This window comes from Priestia sp. TSO9 (assembly GCF_021029645.1).
GTDB lineage: Bacteria > Bacillota > Bacilli > Bacillales > Bacillaceae_H > Priestia > Priestia megaterium_E.
In genome coordinates, this window is sequence record NZ_JAJEKD010000013.1 from 819,764 (window position 1) to 845,386 (window position 25,623).

Here is a 25,623-nt window from a genome sequence, read left to right on the forward strand (position 1 = left end):
ATCAAATAGAGTATGGTAGGGGTAAAGTCATTTAATAAAGGGGGGGGAGTAGTGAATAAGTATGGGTTTGCTTCAGTACTTGTAGGCGTTATCGGTTTAGTCTGTTTATTTCTTTTAAAGGGCCCAAATGTAGTTGTAAATGTAAATAAAATAAGTACATATAAGAATGAGGAGTGATGAAGATCAGCATCAACATAACTCTAGGACTTATAATAATTTTCTTTGTTTTTAGTCTATTTTACACAGCCATCGATACTCGTAAGAAGATTCCTATTGTTGTTAATGTATTATTGCTTATCTTAATAATGGGTATATGTATTTGGCTAAATATTTTAAATGCCTGGATCGCTATAGGTGCACTGATAACTTTTACAGCCTTTATAATTTTATTTAAAAAGCTTGGTAAGAAGTTAAGTTCCTTTAATTTAAGCTTTTATTTACACGACCGTACAAAAAAACATTAAATATTATGCTATTAATCTAAAAATATATATCAGCTGAAAACGGGTTTCTTGTTATCGTTTTGTTTCCTTTAACTTATTGGTCTATCTACGAATTTATATTAAGACCTAAGAAAAGAAGTATAAGCATTTACCAAGTGGATTGCCAAGAAATTTCAGCTTCCAGATTTTATATAAGTCAAAGGGATATTGAGATAGAAAGGAAGAGGTTGAAACAAAAATTAAAAAAACAAAGTTATTAAACATATTAGGAATTTTATTAATAATGAGCGCTACGCTTTATCCAGCTGGCTACATAAAATCACTTTATACTTTTATAGCACTATATGTTGTAGGTATGACTTTAATTTTAACTGTAGGAATTGTATCTAGAAAAGGGCGTTAATTGTTTTAGGGAGTTCAAAGTACTTAAATTTACTTTTTTTATAAGTGACGTAACGAAGATTCTGGAGTGAAAATTTTATAAGAAAGAGGGAAGTAATGGACGTTCAAAAGGTAGCAAACTTATTTTTGATTTTTGTCTTAATTGCAGCAGGCATTTCCTTGGTAATTGGCTTTGTTATTGCTGTGAGAAGTACCAACTATAAGAAGGGATATATAAGTACTTTTATATCCAGCGTGGTCTTTTTACTACTGATTGTGAGTTGGTATGATAAAGCATCTTCAAATGTTTTTATGGGGACAATACCTTGGGTTTTAAATGTTATTGCCGTCATTCTTGTGTTACCACTGTACGTGTTGTGTGCTCGCTTTATATTTAAAAAGGTTACAAAAGGACAAAAAGGAACAAATGAAAAGATTAGCGGTTAACTTACTTTTTTTATCGTTTTTTCTAATCTTCATGATTTTAACTAAATGAAGATACACAAAATATTTTTTTATCAATATCCTGTTAGAGAAGGTGATTGATATCATTTTCTGTAAAGGAGAGAACGTCTATGATTAAAGTTAATCAACAAATTGTGAAAATAAGCGATTTAAATAATAGTTCGTTAACAAAAGAAAAAGCAGACATTTTAAAACAGATGGATGCCTATAGGGAAGTGTATGAGTATGCTACATTTGACCAGCTTGATTTTGATGTATCTGTTAAATTACAAATTATTGAATCATCTGTGTTGCTGCGCAAAAGCGGCGCCAGGTTTGCCACATTTGCACGTTCTAGGTGTAACGAAAAGTATTGGAAACGAACCGATAACGGAGGGTTTCAACTACTGCCTACCGTTTCTCCTCATCAGGCCATCGATGATATTTTTTACAACGGACACGAATACGCGTTTGAATGCGCGACGGCTGTTATCATCATCTTTTACAAAGCTGTATTAAATAATATTGGAAAAGCAAACTTTAACAGGCTTTTTGCTGATCTTTATTTACACGATTGGCAATACGATGAGGATCTTGAGCTCCATGGTTATAAAGGATCTGACTACTTGCCCGGAGACTGTGCTTATTTTAAGAACCCTGATTATAATCCTGATACTCCCCAGTGGAAAGGTGAAAACACCATTGTATTAGATGAAACTCTATATTTTGGTCATGGGATTGGAATTACGACGCGGGAAAGAATTATTGAAGTGTTAAATTTAAAGAGAAAAGATGACGCAAAGCAATCTGCTTACCTGTCAGATGAAATTGTCAGACTTCACACCGCTCACCTCAGTTATTTTGCAGTTAGATACGAACCCGTTGTTTGGTACGACAGAAACAGCGCTATTATTTCCACTATTGGGTCGATTACGTATGTAGCTTGATTGATCAAAGTTTTGATACTTTGATCTTTTTTTGTAAAAAGGAAAGAATTACATGAAGGTAAATTTGAGAATTCAAAAGGATTTTATGTATAAAAGCAGAATCCATTTAATACGCAGGTCTTAAAACTAAAAGGAAAGGAGGAGATTACTATTAAAAATCGTGATAAAAGACGCAAGAGAAAACGCGGCGCATTAAAAGATTATCTGAAAAATAAGCTTGGTCAGCTAAAACCGAAGCCAAACAAAGGACCTGTCTCAAATTTAAAGTCTTCTGCTTAAAACATCCCCCTAGTTTTTATATAGGGGGATTTTCTTTTGAATTTTCTTTTATTTTAAGGTTTAAATGTTATGAGTGGCATTTAAAGATTAATTTGTGCACAATAGACATTGAATAGTTTATCTAATACGACAACGTAAGGAGAGATTAGACGATGGAAAACATGATTTTAAAACATATGGACGTTGTAAGAGGGATTACGATTAGTATCCTCGAAAAAACAACAGAAGAGGCAGCGGACATCACACCAAAAGGATTCAATAACAATATCCGCTGGAATCTCGGACACATTGCCTTTATTCAAGAAAAACTTGTGTTTGGCTTAGCTGGTGAACCGATGCAAACGCCAGAGAGTTATGAAAGCTTTTTCGGCGCAGGAACAAAACCTGCCGATTGGACGGAGGCTGCTCCTTCTCTTGAAGAAATTGCGAATGTGTTGAAAGATCAAGCACATCGTATTAAAGAGTTCATGCCTCAGCAGTTTGATAAGCAGTTAATCACACCTTTTACAAATAAAGCGGGTATCAACTTTACAACAGTTGGCGAAACGTTTTTATTCAGCTTCTATCATGAAGCGATGCATGTAGAAACGATTAAGCAAATTGGGAAAGCTGCAGCTGCACAATAATAAGGAAATAAAAAAGAATAAATCACATATTCTTTATAACTATTTTACATAGCGCCTATGCATATACTGATCTACACAGCGCATAAGATGTAACATGAGCTGCTTTTCCTAATGCAGTTCGCAAGGAGGTGACAACGTGAAATTTCTTTCAGGTTTAACGACTCTTCTTGTGATTTTAGGCGGTTTAAATTGGTTAGCTGTAGCATTAGGCGTGAATGTAGTAGAAGAGCTATTTGGCTCTTGGGATTGGTTAGTAACAACGATTTATTGGTTAGTTGGTCTGTCTGCTCTTTATCAAATTTTTGATAAGTTCTTCGGAACGGGAGCGAGTGTCAAAAGCAAAGCGCTATAATAAATATTATTTTTTATTATCTCTTTAGGGAGTTTGAATGTATATTCAAACTCCCTTTTTCATGGATAAAAGACGTGACATCCTTACAAAATACGGTAAAATAAGGTAATAACCCAAAAAAAGGAGGGATGAGATGGAGCTTTGGGGTGTAGTACCTATCTTAGTGTTTGGAGTTCTTTATATAGGAATCATTGCTGGTATTATAGCTGTTATCGTTATAGTGTTAAAGCGAATGAAAGAGAGAAATCAATATTTACGTGAAATACGGGATGAGCTGAGAAATCAAAACAGAGCAACTATAGCAGAAAATAAAGAATAGAAGAGGGTTTAATAGATGAAGAAAAGTGTACTTCCTATATTTTTTATCGTAAATCTTTTTTTTATTTACTGTTTATTATTTAATCAAGGATACATCTTTCAGCTACAGAATCTACCTTACATATGGGCTATTTATTTACTTCTTGGCACCTGTTTAGCTTTTTATTATATGCTGCGATATAAACGAAAAAAAGACGGACAGGCGTTGCTTTCAATCGGCATTTTAACTACAAGCATTAGTTCACTTGGCTGTTTAGGTTTCTTTTACTTCTTTTATCACGCGATGGGCGGATAAGAGAGAGCACCACAAGCAGGGACTTCAGTGAAAGTCTCTGCTTTTTATATTTGGATCTATTGTATAATAGAAAAAAAGAAATGAATGCAGGAGGGGAACTATGCGAATTGTTTCGCTTTGTCCAAGCAATACAGAACTAATAGCGTATTTAAAATGTGAGCATTTGCTCGTAGCAATTGATGATTATTCCGATTGGCCGCAGTCTATTCAAGGTCTGCCGCGTTTAGGTCCCGATTTATCTATTAATATGGATGCGGTGGAAGAAGCTAAACCCGATTTAGTCCTAGCATCACTAAGCGTTCCTGGAATGGAGCGAAATATTGAAGAACTTAAAAAACGAAAGCTTCCTTATGTCGTATATAATCCTAATTCGCTAGAAGATATCCGTCACAATCTACAGGATTTAGGTCAGCGATTAAACATTGAATCAAAAGCAGCTGAACTGTTAAAGCGTTATGATCAGTTTCTTTCTACATATAAAGGGATTGCAAATCAAATTGATGAAAAAGCCACTGTATACTGGGAATGGTGGCCAAAACCTATCTTTACTCCTGGCAAAGCAAACTGGCTGACTGAAATTAGTGAGTTAGCGGGAGGAGAAAATATATTTGCTGATCATAAAGAAGCAAATGTACAGAGTAATTGGGAAGAAGTGTTCAAACGAAATCCACAACATATTTGTCTGGCTTGGGTAGGAGTGCAGACAAACAAAGTAAATCCGACTATTTTACATAAAAGACCCAACTGGTCTGACATGTGTGCCATTAAAGAACATCGCGTACATGTACTAGAAGAATGGCTGTATTGTCGTCCTTCACCTCGGTTGCTGTTAGGATTAAAAAAACTCGCGCCTCTTCTTCATCCAGATACGTTTCCTGCATTTGACGGCAAGGACCCCTTATTATAAGAAAAAGGAGCGATACATATGAAAGATATAAAACAAATAAAACATACCATTCAACACCGCTATCCTTTTTTACTTGTTGATCGCATCTTAGAGCAAGAAGAAGGAAAGCTTGCTGTAGGAATTAAACAAGTAACAGCAAATGAACCTTTTTTCCAAGGTCACTTTCCGGACTATATGGTGATGCCAGGGGTACTTATTGTCGAGGCTCTTGCTCAGCTTGGTGGATTTGCTATGGCTGCGGATGACCAACCAAAAGGAAGACTTGCTTTTTTGGCAGGGATAGATGAATGCCGCTTTAAGCGTCAAGTAAGGCCAGGAGATACACTTCGCTTAGAATTTGAGATTCTTAAGCAGCGCGGAAAGATTGTAAAAGGAAAAGGAAAAGCATTTGTAGGCAGGGAATTAGCTTGTGAAGCGGTCATTACCTTTGCTCTTGATGTATAGTACAAACGCCTTTGTAAAAAAACAGCTGATGTTAGCAACAGGAAAACGACCAATGTAAAAAAGCAAATAATTCAAGATAAAGCGTATCGAGAAAGCCGCCTTATGTCGTAAGAGCGGTTTTTTATGAATACCTTTTTACCTTTTGATAAAAGAAGAAACGGGGTATAGAAGAAAAAAGGGAGAGGGGAGAATGCAGTGAGAACATTAACGGAAGTTGTTGTATTACTCACACTTTTAGGTACGTATATAGGTATCTCACTACTTGTCTACAAACGGAAAAGAACGAATCCGTTTTTCTACAGCATTTACTTTTATTTAGCTACCAGCGTCATTTTGATTTGCTTGGTTATCTTTTGGCTTCAGCTTCGTTTTGGACTCACTGATAAGCAAGTAGGAGGATTGCTTATCAGTGTGGTTGCATTCTTTTTACTTATTTATGGGTTGTTAAAAACAAGACAAAAAGACAGGTAGCCGGTGCTATCTGTTTTTATTTATATTCATGTTATATATTTTTATCAATTGTAGTGTCAATTCAATACATCTCTTCATATAATAAAGATAACAGCTTTCTTTTGCAGGTTAGTTGACATCGCAGCTTATAACTCGCTATTCTTTTGATAATTCATTTTGTGAAAGGAAGTGGACGTATGGATGCATCCCGCATTATAGCTAAGTTAGAAAACCGGATGCCGACAATCCTTGGGATGGAGCAGTTCTCCCGCTTCGGCATTCTTGTTCCGCTTATTGAAAAACAAGGAAAACTGCATGTTTTATTTGAAGTAAGAGCGTTCGATTTACGTAGGCAGCCCGGAGAAATTTGTTTTCCAGGAGGGCGTGTTGAAAAGACGGATGCAGATGAAAAAGAAACGGCTATCCGCGAAACCTCTGAAGAGTTAGGGATTACGCTCCAATCTATTCAGCAAGTACAAGCTTTAGATTATATTGTTTCTCAATTCGGAACAATCATTTATCCTTATGTAGGTTTCATTGATGAGTCGCTTGAACTTCGACCGAATCCTTCGGAAGTAGCAGAAGTATTTACCGTGCCTCTTTCTTTTTTTCAGCGTACCGAACCTGATATACACAATATCCATTTCAGAGTAGAACCCGAACATAATTTTCCTTATGACGCGATTATTGGTGGCGAAAATTATAATTGGCAAACAAGAGAGATGGAAGAACATTTTTATTACTATGAAGATCGAGTCATATGGGGACTGACAGCAAAAGTGATTTATCATTTAATACATGTACTAAATGATAAATAAAAAGCAGCGAATGGTATTCGCTGCTTTTTTTATATTAAATAGATTGAATAGCCTCTGTGATAGGCGTATCGCCTGAAACTAAATCAAAAGAACGTCCAAATGTATGATCTTCACTTAACGTTTCTACTACAACACGCGCTACATCTTCGCGAGGAATTGATCCGCGCTCTTTGTTCTCCCCAGCATCTACACGTCCTGTTCCTGGTTCATTTAACAATCCGCCTGGTCGAACAATTGTATATGTTAATCCGCTTGCTTCTAAGATTTTATCTGCATAATGTTTGGCTACATAGTAAGGAATTAGTGAAGTATTCCAATTTTCACGGTGATGTGCTTGAAGTGCGCTTACCATCACAAATCGTTTAATACCTAGATCTTCTGCGGCTTCCATCGCTTTTACCGCACCGTCTAAATCAATTAAAAGTGTCTTATCATGGCCTGTATTTCCGCCTGATCCTGCGCTAAAGATAACGGCGTCACAGCCTTTCATCACTTCCTTAATTTCATGTACAGTGCCTTCTAAGCTTGCAAAAGCCGTTTCGATACCTCTTGCTTCAAGTTCTTTTGCTTGTTCTTCTTTACGAACCATCGCACGTACAGTGTGCACATCACTTTCATTCAAAATGTTTACAATATGTTTACCTACTTGACCATTCGCACCAATTACAAGAACTTTCATGTCTAAATTTGCTCCTTTCAAATCCAAATACTTATATATTATTGTTTCATATTCACCGTTTTCATTCAATAAATGAGCTCAAAATCCGGTGAATAAGGGGAAAGTAAGAAAATATATTAAAAAAATGAAAAACAAGAAATAAAAACTAATTTACAAACAAAAAAAGGAAAAAAATAGTTCGTTAAACCCAGTGTCTGAACTATTTAAATTTTGTAAAATTTTATCAAACCCTTGGTAATACAACATTTCTTAAAAACAGTATCTCTTTTAACATTTCCCGATACAACCTATATAAACACATTTTGATAATTTTAAACTTTTACTTCGGAAAAATTTTTTGTTATTATGTTTTAGTCATTAAAATATTCACGAACGAAATATTTAGTCCAAGCGGACAAAGGAGAGGATAAAATGAACACATTACAATACTTAGTCGCAGAACGTGCAGAGATTTCTCCTCAACATGAAGCACTAGTTGAACATAATGAACGTTATACATTTAATGAATTTCATGAAAAAGTAAATCAATTGTCTCATTACTTCTTAGAGAAAGGAATTCAAAAAGGAGATCGTATTGGTATTTTAGCTCATACAAGCATTGCTTACCCAGTTGTTACAATGGGGATTTTACAAGTGGGAGCAGTCGTTGTTCCATTAAGTAAGAGCATGACACCTTATGAGCTTGATAGCATTATTACAAGCGGACAGTTAAAAGCGATTATCCACCATAATGAATTTACGTCTGTATTAGAAAAAGCGGAACAAACGGCTGGACTTAGCTTTACGTTAAAAATTGAGGATGCAAAAGAATTTACAACCCAATTCTCAGCGTATAACACAAACACACCAGAAGCACTTCCTGAAGTACTTCCTGAAGATTTAGCATTAATGATGTTTACATCAGGTACAACAGGTAAATCAAAAGGATGTATGATTGCACACGGATCGGTAAGTGCCTTTTTAAACTCTGGTGGACAGGAAGAACGTGCAAATATTGATAAAAGCATGCGCTATTTATTTGTTCATCCATTCTTCCACATGAGTTCGATGAGCATTTTATTTATGTGCATTAACACAGGAAACACAATGGTATGTTCTGAAGAAACAGATCCAGCTAAAGTAATTGAGGTAATCGAAAAAGAAAACATTAAAATGCTGTTTGCACTACCACCAGCATTAAAATACATCGTAGAAGAGCTTGAAAAAGGAGATCACTATGATTTCCCTCTAAAACTTGCTGTGTCAGGCGGAACAAAAGTATCAGAGTCTTTAATTGAACAATATGATCGTAATGGAATGATTTTAGCTCAAGGGTACGGAAGCACAGAAGCTTGGATTATCAGTTCATGGCATCCTCAAATGGGATGGAAGAAGGTAAGCTCTGCTGGAAAACCTGCTCCACATGTGGAAGTTAAAATTGTAGATCCCGAAACACGTCAAGAAGTTTCAACTGGAGAAAAGGGTGAAGTACTTGTACGAAGCCCTTATCTATTTAAAGGCTACTGGCAAAACGAAGAAGCAACAAACGCTGTCTTACAAGATGGCTGGTTAGCGATGGGCGATGCAGGTCGATTAGATGAAGACGGATTTCTCTACATTGAAGGACGCTATAAAGATGTAATTGTATATGGAGGAGACAACATCTACCCAGATCAAGTAGAAGAAGTTGTCCTAGCAGCAGATGGTGTGTTAGAAGCGACAGTTGTCGGCATGCCTGATGATGTGTACGGAGAAGTTCCATATGCATTTGTTGTTAAACAAGAAGCATCCGCTTTAACTGAAGAAGATGTAGTGAACTTCTGTAAAGAACGATTAGCACCATATAAAGTGCCAACTGTTGTATTTGTTTCATCACTTCCTAAAAACAGCGTAGGAAAAGTGTTGAAAAACGAAGTGAAAAAACAAGCCTTAGCACACGCATAATAAAAAAGCGGCCGTTATAGCCGCTTTTTTATATTTATTGCTGTAATTTTTGAGATATTTTTTTCATAATGTGAAAGTATTGATCTCTTTCTTCTTCTGATAAGTGTGAAAGTAAATCTGACCAAAAATCGACACGAGTAGCTTGCAATATTTCGACAACTTTTTCGCCTTTTTCCGTCAACTCCACCCACACGCTTCGGCGGTTTTGCTTTTTATAAATACGATTCACAAGCTCATCATCTTCTAATTGATTTAATACAATGGTGATAGCACCAGGTGAGAGCCCAAGTACTTTTGTGATATCGCTAACAATACAGCTTTTTTTATCGTGAACGGTCTTTAAGATTGCCTCTTTTGTTGAAGTTAAATGGTAGGGAAGCAAATCATATTTCTCACCGATTACGGTGTTTTTATATTTTAAAAGAGCTTCTTTTACATGATCTATACTTTCTAGCTGATGACTAATCTCTTCTTTGCTATAACGTTCAGTCAAGCGTAAATCCTCCTTATAAAACAAATTCCATTTTCACCATTATACCATGTATAAGGCCCATAGAAAAATGAACAACACCGCGAAAATTGTCAGAAAAATTTTAAAATAATTACCATAATTCGTTAAAAAATCCTTGTTTTCGTGCTATTATATATAAGAATAGTAATAACAGGAAACGCATACAACATTTGTTTTCTATTGAGTTCATAAGAAAAAATGGGGTCTATGAACATCATTCCGCTTTACCTCATGTGTTGAACAAAGAAAAAAATATAAAAAATGGTGATTATTCACTTTGACATATCGTCTTTTCTAAGATGTTTGTATAAAATGAATGTATACATATTTTTATAGAAAAAACATATTGAGGTAAAGCCGAGATATGGGGGGATTCAATTACATGAAGAAAGTCTTAGGGGCGCTTTTGCTTGGCGCGACAATTGTTAGTGCGTTTATTGCGTACGGCATGTATACCAATCATTCTGCAAAGCAAACAGCTGCGATAGAACAAAAACAAGCGGCTAAAAAACCAGAAAAAAAGGCTGAGAAAAAGAAAAAGCCAATCCTTAAAGTCGAAGAACTGACGTATCAGTTAAAAGATTCCCGTACAGGAGAAGTAATGAAAGAATTCAAGCCGGTTCATTACAAGGATAAAGACGTATACGACCAAGAAATTAAACAGTTAGCGTCTGAGCTGGCAAAAGGGATCGATACACCTATGCAAAACATAAAAATAGATGAAAATGGATCGTTGACTGGCGGGTCCAAGCAAATCATCTTAAAAGAAGCAGAACTTGTTGAAAATCTGCAGAACTTAAATACGAAACAATTGGATGTAAAGGTTCCGATTTACGAAACCGCTCCAAATGTCACAGCAGCATCTGCTAAAGGGATCGCTGATGTATCGCTAGCTTCGTATTCTACACGTTTCCGTCCAAGTGATACAAGCAGAAACAGAAATGTTCAGCTATCCGCAGAAGCAATTAACAACGTTGTGTTAGGACCAGGAGATTCATTTTCTTATAATCAAACAGTTGGGGAGCGCACAGCAGAAAGAGGCTATCAGCCTGCTCCTGAAATTATCAATAAACAGCTGGTGATGGGAATTGGCGGAGGGATCTGTCAAACATCTTCTACGCTATTTAATGCGATTGACGGCGCTGGTCTTCAAGTGACAGCTAGGTCTCACCATTCAAAACATGTAGGTTATGTACCTGCAGGAAGAGATGCAACCGTATCGTGGGGCGGACCTGATTTTAAGTTCACAAACAACAAAGATTATCCTGTCATCATTAAAGCGTACGCAAACGTAAATACCGGTGTTTTAACGGTAGATGTTCGTACTTCACAGCGTTCCATCTAATAAAAAAAGACGTATCCTAACAGATACGTCTTTTTTTATTTATTATGCTTTTTGTTGCTCGCGTTCACGAAGCTCCACACGTCGAATTTTACCTGAATTAGTTTTTGGCAATTCATCAATAAATTCAATTACGCGAGGATACTTGTAAGGTGCAGTTAAAGTCTTTACGTGATTTTGAAGCTCTTTAATAAACCCTGCGTCTGTTGTTTTTACATGATCGACAAGAACAACATATGCTTTTACAACATGGCCGCGATCAGCATCCGGGCTAGCTATAACGGCACATTCTTTCACCGCTGGATGCTTAATTAATGCATCTTCAACTTCAAATGGCCCAATTGTATAGCCGGAACTGATAATGATATCATCTCCGCGTCCTTGGAACCAGTAATAGTTCTCTTCATCTTTAGAAGCGCGGTCACCTGTTAAATAGTAGTTTCCTTTATACGTTTTCTCAGTGCGCTCTATATCTTTATAATAATGTTTGAAAAGAGAAGGGAGGTCTCTACGAACGGCAATGTCTCCAACTTCTCCAGGCTCACAAGGTTCGCCGTCTTCATTAATGATTTCTACAAATCCTTCAAGCATCGGTTTACCCATTGAACCAATCTTTGTTTTTACACCTTTTAATGTACCGATTAAAAGAGTATTCTCCGTTTGACCGTATCCATCACGTACTTGGATATTAAAATATTTTTTAAACACATTAATGACTTCTTCATTTAGCGGTTCACCGGCAGATACAGCACTATGAAGGTGAGACAGGTCAAAGCGTTCAAGCTCATCAATTTTAGCCATAAAGCGGTACTCTGTTGGCGTGCAGCACAGTACGTTGACTTTTTCATCCTGTAAAATTTCTAAAAACTTTTTAGGTTCAAAACGTCCGTTATAGATAACGCCTGTTGCACCTTGTCCAAGTACAGATAAAAACGGAGTCCAAATCCATTTTTGCCAACCAGGACCTGCTGTTGCCCAGACAGTATCGCCTTTTTTAATATCTAGCCATTCAGCAGCAGCGATACGAAGGTGAGCATAAGCCCATCCATGAGTATGAACAACGCCTTTTGGCTGTCCTGTTGTACCAGATGTATAAGGAAGGAATGCCGTATCATCCTTAGTTGTTTTAGCTGCTTGGAACTGTTCTGATGCATCCGCCGTAAGTGACTCTAAGCGCGTCCATGACGTAACATCAGCACCAAACGTAATTTTATGTTGTAGAGAAGTAGGGAAGTTTTCAATCTTATCGATCTCATTGCAGAAAGGATGGTAAGAAATAATCGCTTTTGCTTCAGCGTGATGTAAACGATATAGGATATCTTTTGCGCGTAATAGTTCTGAAGAAGGAATTACAATAATACCTGCTTTTAAGCATGCTAAGTAAATAGCATACGATTCAATAAGGCGAGGTGCAATAACCAAAACATGATCGCCTTTTGTTAATCCTAGCTCCGTTAACCCGTTTGCCACCTTATTTGCTTTTGCTAAAAGTTCGTTATATGTAATTTCCTCACGCACACCGTCAGCGTCCTGCCACTTTAGCGCAAGCTGATCCGATGCATGTTTTTCAATTTCCTCTGTTAAGTTGTAATGTTCACTTGGAACTAAATCTTTTAGTTGAATCATAAAAACGACTCCTTATATTATAGATATCAATGATTTTTTATCATTATTATTATTATATTACTAACTATTAGTACTTGCTACTAATTTGTTTTAGGTTTTAGTAAAAAAGCAAAAAAAGACCCGCTTATCTTATTAAGACAGCGGGTATAACGTATGTTATTTAAATAAGCTCCATTTTGTATGAATAGGTACTAGCTCTTCTTCAGACTCGTCCTCTTCGTATAAACCACGTTCTTTTAAATACTCCACAAAATATAAGTCTGCTTCCTTACGTTCATCATAAGGCTTGATGGATAAAACAAACCCTACTTTATGCTGATCTTCATTTTCAACGCCTGAGAGATACGCTTTTACATTATGCTGCAAGAACAGCTCTTTAGCGGGAATAATTAAGTCTTTGACGAACTTTGACAGCAATTCCAGCTCAAAATCAAAAGTGAACTTAGCAATTTTTTCTAGGTCTGCAAATACCACGCCGATAAAACTCGTATTATGTATTTCGTAGTCTTTCGTCTTTTCATCCCACTCAATATGTCCGATTTCTTTTAAATAATTAATAAAGTATCCAATGCCTTCATCGTGACCAAAAGGCTGCTTAGAAAGAACCAAACCAATCTTTTTGTATTTAGGTAAATACACGCATGAGATAGCGGCTTCAACTTTATGCTGTTGAAATAAGTGCGTTGCCCCTTGAAGCAAGGCATCTAAGACATGATGGGTAATTTTCATTTGCTTACGAGGGAAGTGATATTCATTGCGTGCTAATTCATCTGTATCAGCAAACGTTGCTCCAATAAAGCCAGTGTTAGATAGGGTAGGAGGGAGCTTCTTTCTTTTTCTTTTTCGTACCGTCATTCAAAAACACTCCTTGTGATCATCAATACGATAAAAATAAAACGAACATACGTTCTTATTTAATGATACAAAAAATGTGTCGAAAAGTAAAGAGAAGTTAACGGAGAATTTGAAATTTTATAATAAAAGTAACTAAGATTTGTAAAACGTAGCGGTTAGTAGAAGTTAAAGAAGAAGGGGGAGAGCAAAAAAATAAAAGGCTGCAGATGAAAAGCATCCACAGCCTTTTATATATTCATTAACGAGCTTCTGTTAAAGCTACCATATCTTCGTCATCTAAATCGATATCTACGTGACAATCCATTGTATGAATTGTTTTATCTTCATGATTTCCATAATAAATTGTAATGTTCATGAGTATCGCTCCTTTAAAACTGGATAATGACATCCAATTTATACCGTCATCTATTTATTTAATATTATACCCGATGAAAAAGGAAACTACAACTAAAATCACTAAAAAGCTGATAGGAAAGGGGTTTGTTGTGATTTTAATACAGAATTTTATAGAATAAAAATACTAACTGATGTATTTTATTGCAGAAAATACGAGGTTTTTACTTTTGACAATGAATAAAAATCCATTTAATGCAAACATATGTACTGAATGAAAAATATACGTTCAGTAGCAAATAAATCCTTAAGATATCAAACACAAACAGATTTCATCGTTTTGCAAAGAGTTCATTGAGAATACGATGAGAAAAAAATAAATGAGTGTAAAATCTAAATCCTACAAATAAACTCATTCATTTTTCAAAATCTATAAAATATAAGTCGAACTGATTAAACCCAGAAACAATCTGGTGAAATCAATATGCATTCTATAAAATCATATCAAGATTTGTTCTAATTGAACAAATCTTGATGATAAGTAGTTTAGTGAGTTTAATCATATAAACGCAAACCCTATCTCATTTTTAAATTCTGTCTCACTATCATAAGTATACTTTTATAATGAGACAGAATTCGTATTTTATCTATTGGTTCCTAGAATATATATTATGTAAACTAGAAAAAGAAATAAAATCGTTAGAGTCTCCCTTGCTCTTAGAACGTTGGAATGTCTATCACCTTTTGCTTTTTCTTTAAAGTGTGTAGGTTTAGCTGATTTTGCTCTCATGATTTTAATTTGGGGCTGTAAACAGAACTCTTAAAAATCGACTGAAGTATGCTTTTAAAGTCAAATGAGTTTGAAATATGTACAAGCTATAGATTATATCTTAGAAATGGTTAAAATGACCGCTCGCTTAATCACAATCGCCTGAGTACGCCAGTACGTATCATTTTATATGTAATTAAGTAATGCCTTATGATTTATCCTAGAACTTTACAATTTTGCATCCCAAGTTTAAAGTAGCTATGAATCAGTGTGATAGTAGTTGATCTAATGTAGAAGCGAAAAAAAGGAAAAAGAACAACTTCTTCCCCTCCATCCGCTTGTCATACAAACTTTTCAAGTTACTAGTTTCAAGGCTTCACTCACTAAGGTATGTTTCCCAATCGTAGTCATGAATTTTATCAAATTGCCCAAACTCATTTCTTTCGTAAGCACATAGCGGTGATTCATTTATAAAAGCTAAAATTGAGTCATCAACATTTAAAACGACTCCTAGAGCTACAATTTGAAAATTATCTGGATTACTGTTGAACTCATCTTCTTCGTGTCCGCTAAAGATAACCCATCCTGAATCATTCGGTTCGTTTGGTTTATCTTTTAACAAAAAATTAAACTCGTTTCTTTCTAAAACATCATTGCTAACTGTTACGAGGGTATCAAAGTAATAGTCCATCTTTGCAGCATCATCGTCTTCATATTCAGTATCACAAATATGTTCAGTATCGAAATGCAGGGTTTGACCAAGTTTTAAGCTCTTTAAATGATAAGGTTCATTATCAAGCTTTCCAACAAAGTTCTCTTTGTTTCTATCCGTAATTTCCACCCACATTCTTTCTCCTTTGTAACCAGCTTGATCTGAATCACTAAAGAAAATTAACTTCACTAGGTCTCCCGCTTTTAATTTATCCGTCACCGCTTTGCTTGGCTTGTAAAATGTATAAGGAGATTCTTTATTTCTTTTGTAAACATTATCTAATTGCCAAGGTGTATTATCCTCAATTTTTTTATTGTTAGAATATTTTTTGAACCAATTTTTCATACAATACATTACCTCTTTGATTTATATAATTTAAAATACTTTATTTATGTTTTAATACTCTTTCGGGTTCAAGATGGTGTAAACTTTTATGTTCTTTTCCTCAATCCCTATAAAATGAGCATTTTGCCTTGCATCTAGCCCTCTAAGGGTTCCGCTTAACTTACCTATTTTTTTAACACTGCTCTCTCCTGGTTTCCAACTGTATAAAGTTCCCCCCTTGTTGTATGGGCTGTAAAAATAACTATATTTTCCTCTAATACTTATAGCTTGTGATCCATGTAACGTTTCAGGAGTTTGATATACAATGAAGGAATTTTTCTCGGGATTTACTTGAATTAACTCAAAATCTGTATATGGATATAACCAAAGTGTTGTATTTTCACCTCTGCAAATTGCATAACAATCTTCAATGGACGGAGCATCTGGTAAATAAGAGTGATATTGAAAAGTTGGTAAACCTGTATGATCAAATAATACTAACCCTTCTGTCGATATCCCTTCACCAAAAACGCCTTCGTCAAAATAGCTGCACCATATTCCTTCTTTACTAACAGCTATGTCTTGTACAGCATTTCCACAATAGAATGACCGCATGACTTCTCCCTCAATATTCATAATAAACAAATTGTGCTTTTCTCCCTTGGTTCTGGGATTCATTATCAAAAAATGCTTATGATCAATCCATCTGACAAAAGGATAGTTTATTTTTAAACGTGGATAAAGTGTAGTACCGTTTACAGACAGTTCGAATTTATTATGGCGTTTTTGAACTAAGACCAGTCCATATTCATCTTTGTAATCTGCATTAATGATATTTAAACAATTATCATCAGGTTCGATGGTAAAAATAGTCGTCTCTACAATCTTCAAAGCTAGTCACCCCTTATATTATAAGAAAGCGGAAAACAAACTTTAAGATTTTTGTATATTTCTCTACCATCTAGATACACTGTTTGACGAAGTCAATGCTAAGTCATTACATAATGTCCTAATCTAAACTGCACAGTTAGAATAATCGTAGCTACTATTGATAATATATTTCACAAGCAAAACTCCCAGGTATACGTAACTACCGGGAGTTTTGCTTTTTTTATTTAATTCTCCGCTGTTCCCTGTACTCTATAATCATCACCATAATCAATGATAACTGCTAGTTCTTTCTTCTTCCCCTTTTCATGTCCATTAACAGCTACAGTTGTTACCCCTTGACCATCGAAAAAATCTACACTAGTAACAATAAAATCCATCTTCTCTTCTACTTTCATGTATTCCGAAGCTACATGTGAAGCAGTTTCCTCTATCTCTTTCATATCTTTGTCGTCCTCCCTGCCACATCCTGCTATTAATAAAGTTCCAATTATAAAAATAATGCCAAACAATTTCTTTTTAATCATCCATATCTCTCCAAATTCTTGGAAATTCTTATATAATAGAATTATACACTAATAGGGAAAGAGGCTTCAATTATGATTACAGATATAAGGGATAGAACCTATAGGGAACTAAGCGGCTTTGCCTATGATATTAAGCCGAGGAAATCCTATACTATTAACTATGAAGATGGTAAGGAAAAATGGACGGTAATTCATAATAAAAAATTCAAAATACATGATGTGGATACTGGTTTTGATGCATTAGTTGTCAAAAACGAAAAGAATATTGTATTGCCTATCGTGGCACTGAAGCAAACTCAATAGAGAATGTTAAACAAGGACGCGCATGGCCAGACGTTAAAACAGATTATACATATATTGTTCGGGGTAAGACAGTTGATCGTCTGGGGTTAAATATTGAATATGACAATGGTGAATTGTCTGTTGATTTCCACGAGAAGAATCAATTCCGACAAGGAGATAAACTTGTTCAAGATGTAAAGAAAGAATATCCTGATCACAATATTAAGTTAACAGGACACTCTTTGGCTGGTTCCGTTGCATCTTATGCAGCTGCTAAAAATAATGTAGAAGCTGTTACGTTTAACGGACCAAGTGTTATCAACCTGCTTCCTGAAGATTTAAAGGAGAAAGCAGTTAAGGGAGAATTTGATAAACAAATCGTAAATTACATTCACCCTAAGGACTCTATAAGTTCTGGAGCTGTTAACCCTTATAAAAGATACATTGGTTCCGCATATTACATCGGTTCTTCTTTTGATCTTGCGAACTCAAAAAACAGATACAATCCTGTTTCAAGAGCATGGGGTTCACTAGCTGGAGAAGGTTATCATGCTATGAAGCACTTCAAATTTGATAGTGTAGGCAATTTAGACAACCCTATTCTTACCAACGTTCTAACTGGTCAGTCTTTAGCACAGTCCCCTAGATATACTTCTGGAGAAATGGCAACAATCAATGTTATGCCGGAACACTTAATTAATTTAGCGAGTGAGCTTGAAGGATATGTGTCACGTGTTAAAGAGCTTTGTTCTTCCTTTAAACGGGATGCAACAATGTTAGATGGTATTCAAATATCTGAAGGTGTCGTGAACGAAGTAATTGGACAAGCACATAATCTTAGTAGTTGGTTTGCTGAGGATACCTCTCGAATGACAAATAACTTGAATGCTGCAGCGGCATCATTTGTGGAGGCTGATGTTTTAAAATGATAGACGAAAAGAAATTAGAAAAATATAAAAGAGAATTAGAGGATTTGGATACGTTAAGTACAAAGTTAGACTCTTTCATTTCCAACCTACGCGCCGAACAACTACTAGTAAAAAACAAAGTAGAAGAACTAACTACTTGGAAATCCGGTAATGCAAAAGATGCCTTTCAACAGGAGATGGAGTCCTATTTTGATACATTTACTAAAAAGATTGACGCTCTGGAAAAGGCTGAAAAAGAAGTTAAACATGCTAAGACAAAAGTAAAGCATATGATGATGCTTGAAGAAATACCTACTGGACCAAAGTGGTAACTGATTGTAAATGCAGAGCTTAACTCAATTTGAAGCCCTTTATACATAAACCTGTTGTAATATTTTTATGGAAAACCCCTAGAAGTCATATTCCCATATTATAAGAAAATTATATTTCTTAGCACCTTGAATATAAGCTTTAAGCTTCGCATCCCTTGTTCTACGACTCTTGAAAGTGAAATGAACTATAAAATGAAGCGTGGAACTGATAAGCTACTTGATAAATTTGATAAACACGGCATCAGCCAAATATATGACATTCATCGTAAAAATACGTGTAAAAAAATGTGGTTCTAAAAAAGCCTACTTAGTTAAGTAGGCTTTTACTATGCAACCCCCTTTTAGAAATGCTTCTTTTAATAACCCCTGTTTCTTCTATTAGTAACCATCTACCGTAACATCAGTAATTGACCCATCACTAGGACTTACTTGATACCAACCCTGTGTAGCTGTATGTTCCTCTCCTGTTTCTTCATTATCTACAACATTTTCATAAACATGGATAATATAGTTTCCTGAGTCGTCAAGGTGATCATATGCTACAAAAAGAGGTGAATCTTCAGATATGCCTTGCTGATCACGAACTAGCTGGATAGCTTGCTCTTTGGAAACTGTTTGTTCCGCTGTTTCCTCTTCCTCAAGGGCTTCTGTATCTTCTTCTTGCTCTGGTTCTGATTCCGATTCTGTTTGCGCCTCATCTTCTAAAGAAGCTTCAGCATCAGCTTCTTCCTCATCCGCTTTTGCCTGAGCTTCCTCTTCCTCCTGCTGTTTCTTCTCTTCTTCTGCTAAACGTTCTTCCTCCGCTTTACGGTCTGCTTCTGCCTGAGCTTCAGCTTCTGCATCAGCCTTGGCTTGTGCCTCCTCTTCTTTTTGTCGGTCTTCTTCTAGCTGCGCATAGTAATCATCTAATTCCTTTTCCATTTGCTGCTGTTCAAGGTCTGATAATTGCTTTTGTTGTTCTTGTATTTGGTTTTGAAGCAAAGCAATTTGTTCTTCTGAAGCATTATCAACAAAATTGATGTTTTCTACATAATCACCACTGGCGTCAAAATTAACTTCCATCATACAAAAAACATTTTGCTCTTGATTAATGCCATAGTAAATATACTGATTGTCACCTACTTGAATATACTGATAACCATTCATTACGGTTAATAAGTAATCGCGATCAGCTTCTTTAGAATTAACTGCTTTTTTAATTGTTGATGCTTTTGTTTGTAATGTATTCGGCGATGATTCTTTTACAGCCGTTTTATTGCCATTTTCTTTCGTATGAACCGCTGTTGATTTCTCTATAGACTCTTCCTTTTGCGATACCGTTTCACTGGACTCATCACTACACCCTGCTAGCAATACGGCTAACAGCGGAATGCCAAAAGCAACTTTCAACATTTTCATAGGCTATTATCCCCTTTTTTTATCTTTTTTTAGGTTTTTCGTAATTCTAAAGAACTATAAAACCTTAGGGGTTATTATACCAAAATTAAGAAAATATAAGAATATTTTCTTGTGTTGTTCATGGAATTTTTTGAAAAATTATCTTTTTATACATAAAAAAACACAAAGCCATGCAATTTTTCATAACACGGCTTTGTGTTTTTATGACAGATGTTAATGATGAAATCCATTGTCGTATTTCGTGTCTTTAAGAACAGGTCTATCCAACGAGTTAAGAAATTCAACGGCTTGTTTGAAATTAACCATAAATAAATGAGCAAGGTCCCTTGAAAATCCATTTCTAACGACAATACGCATGATTGTTATTTCTTCCATATCTGCTGGCAGTGGATAAGCAGGCACTTGCCATCCATACGTGCGTAATTGTCTGGACAAGTCATAAAGATTCCAGTTTGGCGTGTATCCTTCTTTTAGTTTCCAAGCAAGAACCGGGATATCTGAACCATCGGCGATAATTTCGAATGCTTCCATTTCTCCAATTTCTTTGCTGAGAAACAGCGCGTTTTCTTGGGAGGTTTTTTGCACGGCATAATAGCCCTCTTTACCTAAACGTAAGAAATTGTAGTACTGTAAAAGGACTTGTGCTCCTGGTCTAGAGAAGTTGAGCGCAAAAGTTGGCATGTTGCCCCCTAAATAAGAAACGCGAAAAATAAGATCTTCAGGCAAGTCTTCTTTTTCTCTCCAAATCACCCACCCTAAACCAGGGTAAACTAAACCATACTTGTGTCCTGACACGTTAATGGACTTTACTCGCGGCAAGCGGAAATCCCAGATAAGGTCTGGTTGAAGAAATGGAGCGATAAAACCTCCAGAAGCAGCATCTACATGAATAGGAATATCCAACCCTGTTTTTTCCTGTAACTCATATCGGTACGACACCAATTGTATTTTCGTCAACCGCATTAATGACGCCTTCTGGATCTAAATAGGGATGATCTGCATTAATGTTCACATAACGAGGCTCTATGTCCCAATAGTTTGCGAACTTCTCCCACACCACTTGAACGGATGAACTAAATACAATGTTCGGCCGTTCTGTTGATAGACCTTTGCTTTTACGCAGTTTTTGCCAGCGTCTTTTTAACGCTAGTCCACCAAGCATACAAGCTTCAGATGAACCTGTAGTAGAAACGCCCATCGTTGTATCAGGATTAGGTGAATTCCACAAATCCGCTAAAATACGTACGCATCTCTCTTCAATAGCCGCTGTCTGCGGATACTCGTCTTTATCAATCATATTCTTATCAAAAGATTCGCCGTACAAACGCTTTGCATCAGGCTCCATCCAAGTAGTAACAAACGTAGCTAAATTTAAACGGGCATTTCCGTCTAAAGCAATTTCGTCATGAATGATTTGATAAGCTGTTTCTGGAAGCATACCTTGATCACCGATACGCAGCCTTGGAATCGTCACTTCTCCTTGTCGAGAAAAAAGCGGATTAACAGGAAATTCATCAGGTAAATTTTTTTGTTCACGATGCGGATGCCATTGAGGCATAAAGTATCATCTCCTTATGTATATCTAACAAATTGCTTTACGTTCACCTGGTGTTATAACAAGCAGGTCTCCTTTACACATTATGAGCTTTGAAGACTATTTTCATTCTTTCCATTATCCGTAGCACGTAAGGACGAACTTTATTTAATAATACCCATGAAAATGGTATTACCAAACTCAAAAGGTGTAAAATATGGTAATATATTGTAAAAGGGGGTTTTTAAATGGAGAAACAAGGGATTATCTTGCAAGACAAGTTTTTCGAGTTAGGTGAATCTCCTATTTATAATGAATCACAAGACGTTATTGGAAATGTCTCATATAAGTTATCTATTGCTAATAAATTTGAGATTTTAAAGGACGAAGAAATTATATTTACAGGTAAATCTAAAATGTTTGCCCTTATGCCGAAGCTGATTATTTCTGATCACCACGGAAATGAAGTTGGCATGATTCAGCGAAAATTTACTTTTTTTAAAAAGAAATATCTTTATATCAGAAACGATGGCGATACATATGAAATTACGGGGAATATAACAGATCGCAAATTCGACGTTTTGCGTTCCGGCGTTCCTATTATTCAAGTCCGCACACTCTCTTCTTTTCTGTCATTACGTCCCCACACGTTTGCTTTAGAATTTCTCGAACCTGATCTTGATAAGTGGGAAGGAATCGCGGTTGTACAAGGCGTAAGGATGATGGTGAAAGACGAAAACAGCAGTACAGCTACTGCTCCGGCTCAATAGTGGTTATAGAAGGTTATATGATATAAAAAAACGAACAAACTTTATATTGAAGTTTGTTCGTTTTTTAATTAAGGGCCGAATACTAACGTACCGATGACATGGTAGCCAATTGGTACAAGAAACAAGATGATATTTAAAATAATCGCCCATAGACAGAGCTTGTCTTTTTTTATAAAAAAACCAATAATTGCAGGAACAATCATGAACGGAACTAAAAAGATAGGAGCTACAATAGGCAGACCTTGAAGTTTTTCAGCAAAAATTAGTCCTGTAAAAAAGTTAAGGATCAATAAAGTATTAATAATGACATATAAAAGTGAAATTCCTCCGAGAATCCCTCCTATTACCCCGCTTTTAGTTGTTTTAACAGTAGCATCCACGTTTCTGTCACCTCGTTTTTAGAAATATAAGTAAACTATACTATAATGTGGTTTTTATTGTAAAGGTATGGTCATAGTATATTAGTTGTAATGCTCAACTTTGGAAATAACTCAGTAATCACCTAAGTATTGGTCGTAAATGTTAGGACTATACGATGATAGAAGAGCAGCGCTAATATTGTTTTCAAGATGTTCATTTTGTATATATTCATAGTGAATTTTTCATTGTATCTCAATAAAAAAAGAGAAAAATAAAAACAGACAGAAAAATTCCAATCTGTCCGTAACTTTTTCACTGAGAATTTTTTTTACTGTTTTGCTAATACTTCTTTAAGTTCACTTAATGTTTTAGGATCATGCGCATACATAAGGTTAGCTATATCACTATCTTCCATTGCTAACGGAATAATAGCTCTTATTTTATATTCTTCCTCATAGTCCTGTACAAGAACTAATAAATCTGCTGAGACTTTTTGGAATATTTTCTCATCATCTTCTACTAATACTTCTTCAGGGACAGTATCTTTATTATTAGTTACACTAATAGGCACGAATTGGTTCCCATACTGATTAAGTAAATTATCTCTAGCTTCTGAGTTATCCGGAAAATCTTCAAAGTCAATTACTCTAAAACTATAATCATTTTTCAGATAACCCACTAGTCCAAACGTGTTCATAGCTTCTTGAACTTCATTACTAGGCAGTTCGTTGAAATAAGACATGTCTTCGGTAAAAGCTGTGAGGTTTTTGTTTTCAGCATCTTTGAGGGATTTCTTTACTACATCAATAGCTTCCTGTTGTTCACTAGTAAGTTTCTCATTTTGTTCTTCATTGTCATTACTATTATTGCCTTCTTCAGACTCAGTATTTTTTTCTGCAATAGAATTACCAGCATACATTTGCTCATTGATATCTTCTTGTATAATATCAGCTGCCTTAAATTCCTTCATCATATATTGATTATCGTATTTATTCATTATCAATACGATATCCATTCCTTCTTTATCTTCTTGAGATAGCTTATTATCTTTGGTTGTTACTGATACTAAAACGGAATATCCACCGTAATCTTCACCAATTTCTATTTGTATTGCATCAGATAATTTATCCCAATCAATTACTTTTAGATTAAAATCAGCGTAATTAAGAGCAGCGAAATTAGCCATTATGTCCTTATACTCACTATCCGCTGGTTCAGATTGTGTAGTCTCAAGAGAAAATTTGCTGTGCAATTTCATGTCATTTTTAAAAGCATTAAAATTTTCATTTTTAGCATGAGTAAACATAAGTAGAGCGCCATCCAATGCTTGCTGTTCTTTATCTGGAAGATTTCCTGTTGTTTTAGTTTCCTTACTTTCATCAGACGTATCTTTTTTATGTACCGCGGCACTTGTTGCAGCAGAGTTACTTTAAACTTAGTAGCTTTTTTTATATCCAAAATTAAAAGCTGAAATTAATGTTTGACTAATATAATTTAAAAGGTTTTATTTAATGAGTACCATATCCCCTCAAGTTTTTATTCGACACATCCTCCTTGTGTGTATAAACTTGTTAAACCGACCACGCATTTTACTATTCCTCGTTTTATCAAAAAAGAGCAGCCATCCCCGGTTGTTCTTTTTTTAATGAAGTATCTCAATAAATGCCTACCAATTCCAACCACTACTTTTCTAGAAAAATAATTATTTAATCTAGGACACTACTAACGTCAAATGGAGTAGTATTTGGGAAAAAAATCTATTTTTATGGGTTTATTTTACATAAAAGGAATGTTGGTATTGTAAACGGAGGGTAATAGTTGTAAAATTCAGGAGGTAGCAAGGTTGGATAACAAAGTATTTTCTATTTTTAAGAGAGTTTTAGTGATTGCTAGTTTATCATTAGTTTTTACATCTGTTTTTAACTTTAAAACTATTGGTACGCAAGCAGCGGAGAACGTAGATAGTGAAAGCCAGAACCTAACAGATGAAGAGTTGGATCAAGAACTTGCACTAATAGATGAAGAAGCTTCAAATGGCGAGCTTGAATTTCTAGATGAAGACGAGATGGACAGCGAGGTTTATACAGAAGATGAGCTTGCTACGATGGAAGAAGGTTTTTCTTTAATTGAAAGTGTTCCCGATGAACTAGTAACAGAAGATAAAACTGTCGAAAGATTAGATTGGATGATTGAAAACACACAAGATTCAGAGTTGGTGGCTGCATTAGAAGCAGAAAAACAAAAGCTTACTAACGAAGAACCGGTTTTTACTACTTTCTCAGCTTGGGGATGTGCTAAAGGAATAGGTTATGCTATAGCACAGAATGCTGTTCCAATTGCTAAAGTATTAAAAATTAAAAAAGCGATCAAAGTTGCAGGTGGTACAGCTAAATTTGCTAACAAGCTTGTTAAGTCTTACGATTACTATTCAAGAATTAAAAAGCTTGGTAGCAGAGTTGCTAAGTATTCTAAAACAACAGCTATGAAACTAGCGTTAAAAAAGACAGCTAGAGCTACACCAGATGCTTTTGACGCATTATACGCACTCCTAGGAATAGATACATTTATTAAGAATTGCTTCTAAATAAATCTTTAACATACCCTTGGAGTAGCTTATCAGAAAAGGGGTTTGTTTTATATGTTTAGTAAAAAAAGAACATATCAAATATTAATAGCTATTATTGGAATTGCATATATCATTTATAACTACACATTAAAATCTAGTGTAAGTGAAACAACAGATTCCTATATTGTTTTCCCTATTAGTATTGCATTACTTTTATTATTTGCTTTTATGTATATCAGATTAGATAAAAAAAATGACTAAAAACGATTTTTGTTTTCCC

General features: G+C 35.4%; 28 protein-coding genes and 1 pseudogene. 18 read left to right on the top strand and 11 right to left on the bottom strand.

What is annotated here, in order from left to right; translation table 11 throughout:
• Window positions 1-51: 51 nt before the first annotated feature.
• From LJC66_RS27750 to LJC66_RS12370, 11 genes are all read left to right on the top strand, one after another.
• Window positions 52-177 (top strand): hypothetical protein, encoded by a 126-nt coding sequence (locus LJC66_RS27750; protein ID WP_014459997.1) that lies wholly within the window; start codon window positions 52-54, stop codon window positions 175-177.
• Window positions 178-941: 764 nt separating this feature from the next.
• On the top strand, window positions 942-1,271 hold the full coding sequence (locus LJC66_RS12325; RefSeq protein ID WP_230932654.1) for a hypothetical protein: 330 nt from the start codon (window positions 942-944) through the stop codon (window positions 1,269-1,271).
• A 128-nt stretch (window positions 1,272-1,399) separates the two neighbouring features.
• Entirely contained in the window at window positions 1,400-2,215 is an 816-nt protein-coding gene (locus LJC66_RS12330) for a protein-glutamine gamma-glutamyltransferase (RefSeq protein ID WP_013057144.1), read from the top strand.
• A gap of 431 nt (window positions 2,216-2,646) precedes the next feature.
• On the top strand, window positions 2,647-3,120 hold the full coding sequence (locus LJC66_RS12335) for a DinB family protein (RefSeq protein ID WP_098249668.1): 474 nt from the start codon (window positions 2,647-2,649) through the stop codon (window positions 3,118-3,120).
• A 136-nt stretch (window positions 3,121-3,256) separates the two neighbouring features.
• Window positions 3,257-3,472 carry a DUF378 domain-containing protein gene (locus tag LJC66_RS12340; protein WP_013057146.1) on the top strand — a complete coding sequence of 72 codons (216 nt, stop codon included), beginning with the start codon at window positions 3,257-3,259 and terminating at the stop codon, window positions 3,470-3,472.
• A 133-nt stretch (window positions 3,473-3,605) separates the two neighbouring features.
• Window positions 3,606-3,791 (top strand): hypothetical protein, encoded by a 186-nt coding sequence (locus LJC66_RS12345; RefSeq protein ID WP_013083262.1) that lies wholly within the window; start codon window positions 3,606-3,608, stop codon window positions 3,789-3,791.
• A 15-nt stretch (window positions 3,792-3,806) separates the two neighbouring features.
• The gene (locus LJC66_RS12350; RefSeq protein ID WP_230932655.1) at window positions 3,807-4,085 is read left to right on the top strand and encodes a hypothetical protein; all 279 of its coding nucleotides are present in this window, start codon (window positions 3,807-3,809) and stop codon (window positions 4,083-4,085) included.
• 100 nt (window positions 4,086-4,185) lie between these two features.
• The gene (locus tag LJC66_RS12355) at window positions 4,186-4,992 is read left to right on the top strand and encodes a cobalamin-binding protein (protein WP_230932656.1); all 807 of its coding nucleotides are present in this window, start codon (window positions 4,186-4,188) and stop codon (window positions 4,990-4,992) included.
• 18 nt (window positions 4,993-5,010) lie between these two features.
• Window positions 5,011-5,436, top strand: coding sequence for a 3-hydroxyacyl-ACP dehydratase FabZ (fabZ, locus tag LJC66_RS12360; RefSeq protein WP_116741061.1), 426 nt, complete (start codon window positions 5,011-5,013; stop codon window positions 5,434-5,436).
• Window positions 5,437-5,631: 195 nt separating this feature from the next.
• Entirely contained in the window at window positions 5,632-5,907 is a 276-nt protein-coding gene (locus LJC66_RS12365; protein ID WP_014459988.1) for a hypothetical protein, read from the top strand.
• Window positions 5,908-6,083: 176 nt separating this feature from the next.
• Window positions 6,084-6,704, top strand: coding sequence for an NUDIX hydrolase (locus tag LJC66_RS12370; RefSeq protein ID WP_230932657.1), 621 nt, complete (start codon window positions 6,084-6,086; stop codon window positions 6,702-6,704).
• A 34-nt stretch (window positions 6,705-6,738) separates the two neighbouring features.
• Here LJC66_RS12370 and LJC66_RS12375 read toward each other — a convergent pair whose 3' ends face one another.
• Window positions 6,739-7,383, bottom strand: coding sequence for an SDR family oxidoreductase (locus LJC66_RS12375; RefSeq protein WP_014459986.1), 645 nt, complete (start codon window positions 7,381-7,383; stop codon window positions 6,739-6,741).
• 411 nt (window positions 7,384-7,794) lie between these two features.
• On the opposite strand from LJC66_RS12375, the gene LJC66_RS12380 reads away from it, so the two are divergent.
• The gene (locus tag LJC66_RS12380; RefSeq protein ID WP_230932658.1) at window positions 7,795-9,306 is read left to right on the top strand and encodes a class I adenylate-forming enzyme family protein; all 1,512 of its coding nucleotides are present in this window, start codon (window positions 7,795-7,797) and stop codon (window positions 9,304-9,306) included.
• Between the two features lie 34 nt (window positions 9,307-9,340).
• Here the strand turns inward: LJC66_RS12380 and LJC66_RS12385 are convergent, their stop codons facing one another.
• The gene (locus tag LJC66_RS12385) at window positions 9,341-9,799 is read right to left on the bottom strand and encodes a MarR family winged helix-turn-helix transcriptional regulator (RefSeq protein ID WP_195696986.1); all 459 of its coding nucleotides are present in this window, start codon (window positions 9,797-9,799) and stop codon (window positions 9,341-9,343) included.
• Between the two features lie 400 nt (window positions 9,800-10,199).
• On the opposite strand from LJC66_RS12385, the gene LJC66_RS12390 reads away from it, so the two are divergent.
• Complete coding sequence (locus LJC66_RS12390; protein WP_230932659.1) at window positions 10,200-11,162, top strand: VanW family protein; 963 nt, start codon at window positions 10,200-10,202, stop codon at window positions 11,160-11,162.
• A gap of 42 nt (window positions 11,163-11,204) precedes the next feature.
• Here the strand turns inward: LJC66_RS12390 and mbcS are convergent, their stop codons facing one another.
• The 5 genes from mbcS to LJC66_RS12415 form a co-directional block, all read right to left on the bottom strand.
• Window positions 11,205-12,785 carry an acyl-CoA synthetase MbcS gene (gene mbcS / locus LJC66_RS12395; protein WP_195696984.1) on the bottom strand — a complete coding sequence of 527 codons (1,581 nt, stop codon included), beginning with the start codon at window positions 12,783-12,785 and terminating at the stop codon, window positions 11,205-11,207.
• A 156-nt stretch (window positions 12,786-12,941) separates the two neighbouring features.
• On the bottom strand, window positions 12,942-13,640 hold the full coding sequence (locus tag LJC66_RS12400; RefSeq protein WP_230932660.1) for a hypothetical protein: 699 nt from the start codon (window positions 13,638-13,640) through the stop codon (window positions 12,942-12,944).
• A gap of 1,478 nt (window positions 13,641-15,118) precedes the next feature.
• Window positions 15,119-15,799, bottom strand: a complete 681-nt coding sequence (locus tag LJC66_RS12405) for an immunity protein Imm33 domain-containing protein (protein WP_226701255.1) — start codon at window positions 15,797-15,799, stop codon at window positions 15,119-15,121.
• 51 nt (window positions 15,800-15,850) lie between these two features.
• On the bottom strand, window positions 15,851-16,669 hold the full coding sequence (locus tag LJC66_RS12410) for a TetR family transcriptional regulator (RefSeq protein ID WP_195696982.1): 819 nt from the start codon (window positions 16,667-16,669) through the stop codon (window positions 15,851-15,853).
• Window positions 16,670-16,893: 224 nt separating this feature from the next.
• Entirely contained in the window at window positions 16,894-17,193 is a 300-nt protein-coding gene (locus tag LJC66_RS12415) for a hypothetical protein (protein ID WP_074897354.1), read from the bottom strand.
• Window positions 17,194-17,265: 72 nt separating this feature from the next.
• Between LJC66_RS12415 and LJC66_RS12420 the strand changes: the two genes are divergently transcribed.
• The 3 genes from LJC66_RS12420 to LJC66_RS12430 all read left to right on the top strand — a co-directional run bounded on the left by LJC66_RS12420 (window position 17,266) and on the right by LJC66_RS12430 (window position 18,715).
• Window positions 17,266-17,496 carry a hypothetical protein gene (locus tag LJC66_RS12420; RefSeq protein WP_230932661.1) on the top strand — a complete coding sequence of 77 codons (231 nt, stop codon included), beginning with the start codon at window positions 17,266-17,268 and terminating at the stop codon, window positions 17,494-17,496.
• Window positions 17,497-17,609: 113 nt separating this feature from the next.
• A complete protein-coding gene (locus LJC66_RS12425) occupies window positions 17,610-18,404 on the top strand; it encodes a lipase family protein (protein WP_230932662.1) in 795 nt (264 codons plus the stop codon).
• Window positions 18,401-18,715, top strand: coding sequence for a WXG100 family type VII secretion target (locus LJC66_RS12430; RefSeq protein WP_221780034.1), 315 nt, complete (start codon window positions 18,401-18,403; stop codon window positions 18,713-18,715). Before LJC66_RS12425 ends, LJC66_RS12430 begins: the two co-directional genes overlap by 4 nt.
• 378 nt (window positions 18,716-19,093) lie before the next feature.
• On the opposite strand, the gene LJC66_RS12435 is transcribed toward LJC66_RS12430, so the two are convergent.
• Together LJC66_RS12435 and LJC66_RS12440 are read right to left on the bottom strand one after the other, a co-directional pair.
• On the bottom strand, window positions 19,094-20,113 hold the full coding sequence (locus LJC66_RS12435; protein ID WP_230932663.1) for a hypothetical protein: 1,020 nt from the start codon (window positions 20,111-20,113) through the stop codon (window positions 19,094-19,096).
• 213 nt (window positions 20,114-20,326) lie between these two features.
• A pseudogene (locus LJC66_RS12440) lies at window positions 20,327-21,671 on the bottom strand (pyridoxal-dependent decarboxylase).
• A gap of 224 nt (window positions 21,672-21,895) precedes the next feature.
• Here LJC66_RS12440 and LJC66_RS12445 point away from each other — a divergent pair.
• Window positions 21,896-22,417 (top strand): LURP-one-related family protein, encoded by a 522-nt coding sequence (locus LJC66_RS12445; protein ID WP_195696978.1) that lies wholly within the window; start codon window positions 21,896-21,898, stop codon window positions 22,415-22,417.
• A gap of 68 nt (window positions 22,418-22,485) precedes the next feature.
• On the opposite strand, the gene LJC66_RS12450 is transcribed toward LJC66_RS12445, so the two are convergent.
• Together LJC66_RS12450 and LJC66_RS12455 are read right to left on the bottom strand one after the other, a co-directional pair.
• Window positions 22,486-22,797 (bottom strand): hypothetical protein, encoded by a 312-nt coding sequence (locus tag LJC66_RS12450; RefSeq protein WP_195696977.1) that lies wholly within the window; start codon window positions 22,795-22,797, stop codon window positions 22,486-22,488.
• A gap of 308 nt (window positions 22,798-23,105) precedes the next feature.
• On the bottom strand, window positions 23,106-24,083 hold the full coding sequence (locus LJC66_RS12455) for a hypothetical protein (protein ID WP_230932664.1): 978 nt from the start codon (window positions 24,081-24,083) through the stop codon (window positions 23,106-23,108).
• Window positions 24,084-24,620: 537 nt separating this feature from the next.
• Between LJC66_RS12455 and LJC66_RS12460 the strand changes: the two genes are divergently transcribed.
• On the top strand, window positions 24,621-25,361 hold the full coding sequence (locus LJC66_RS12460) for a hypothetical protein (protein ID WP_230932665.1): 741 nt from the start codon (window positions 24,621-24,623) through the stop codon (window positions 25,359-25,361).
• Window positions 25,362-25,623 lie beyond the last annotated feature (262 nt).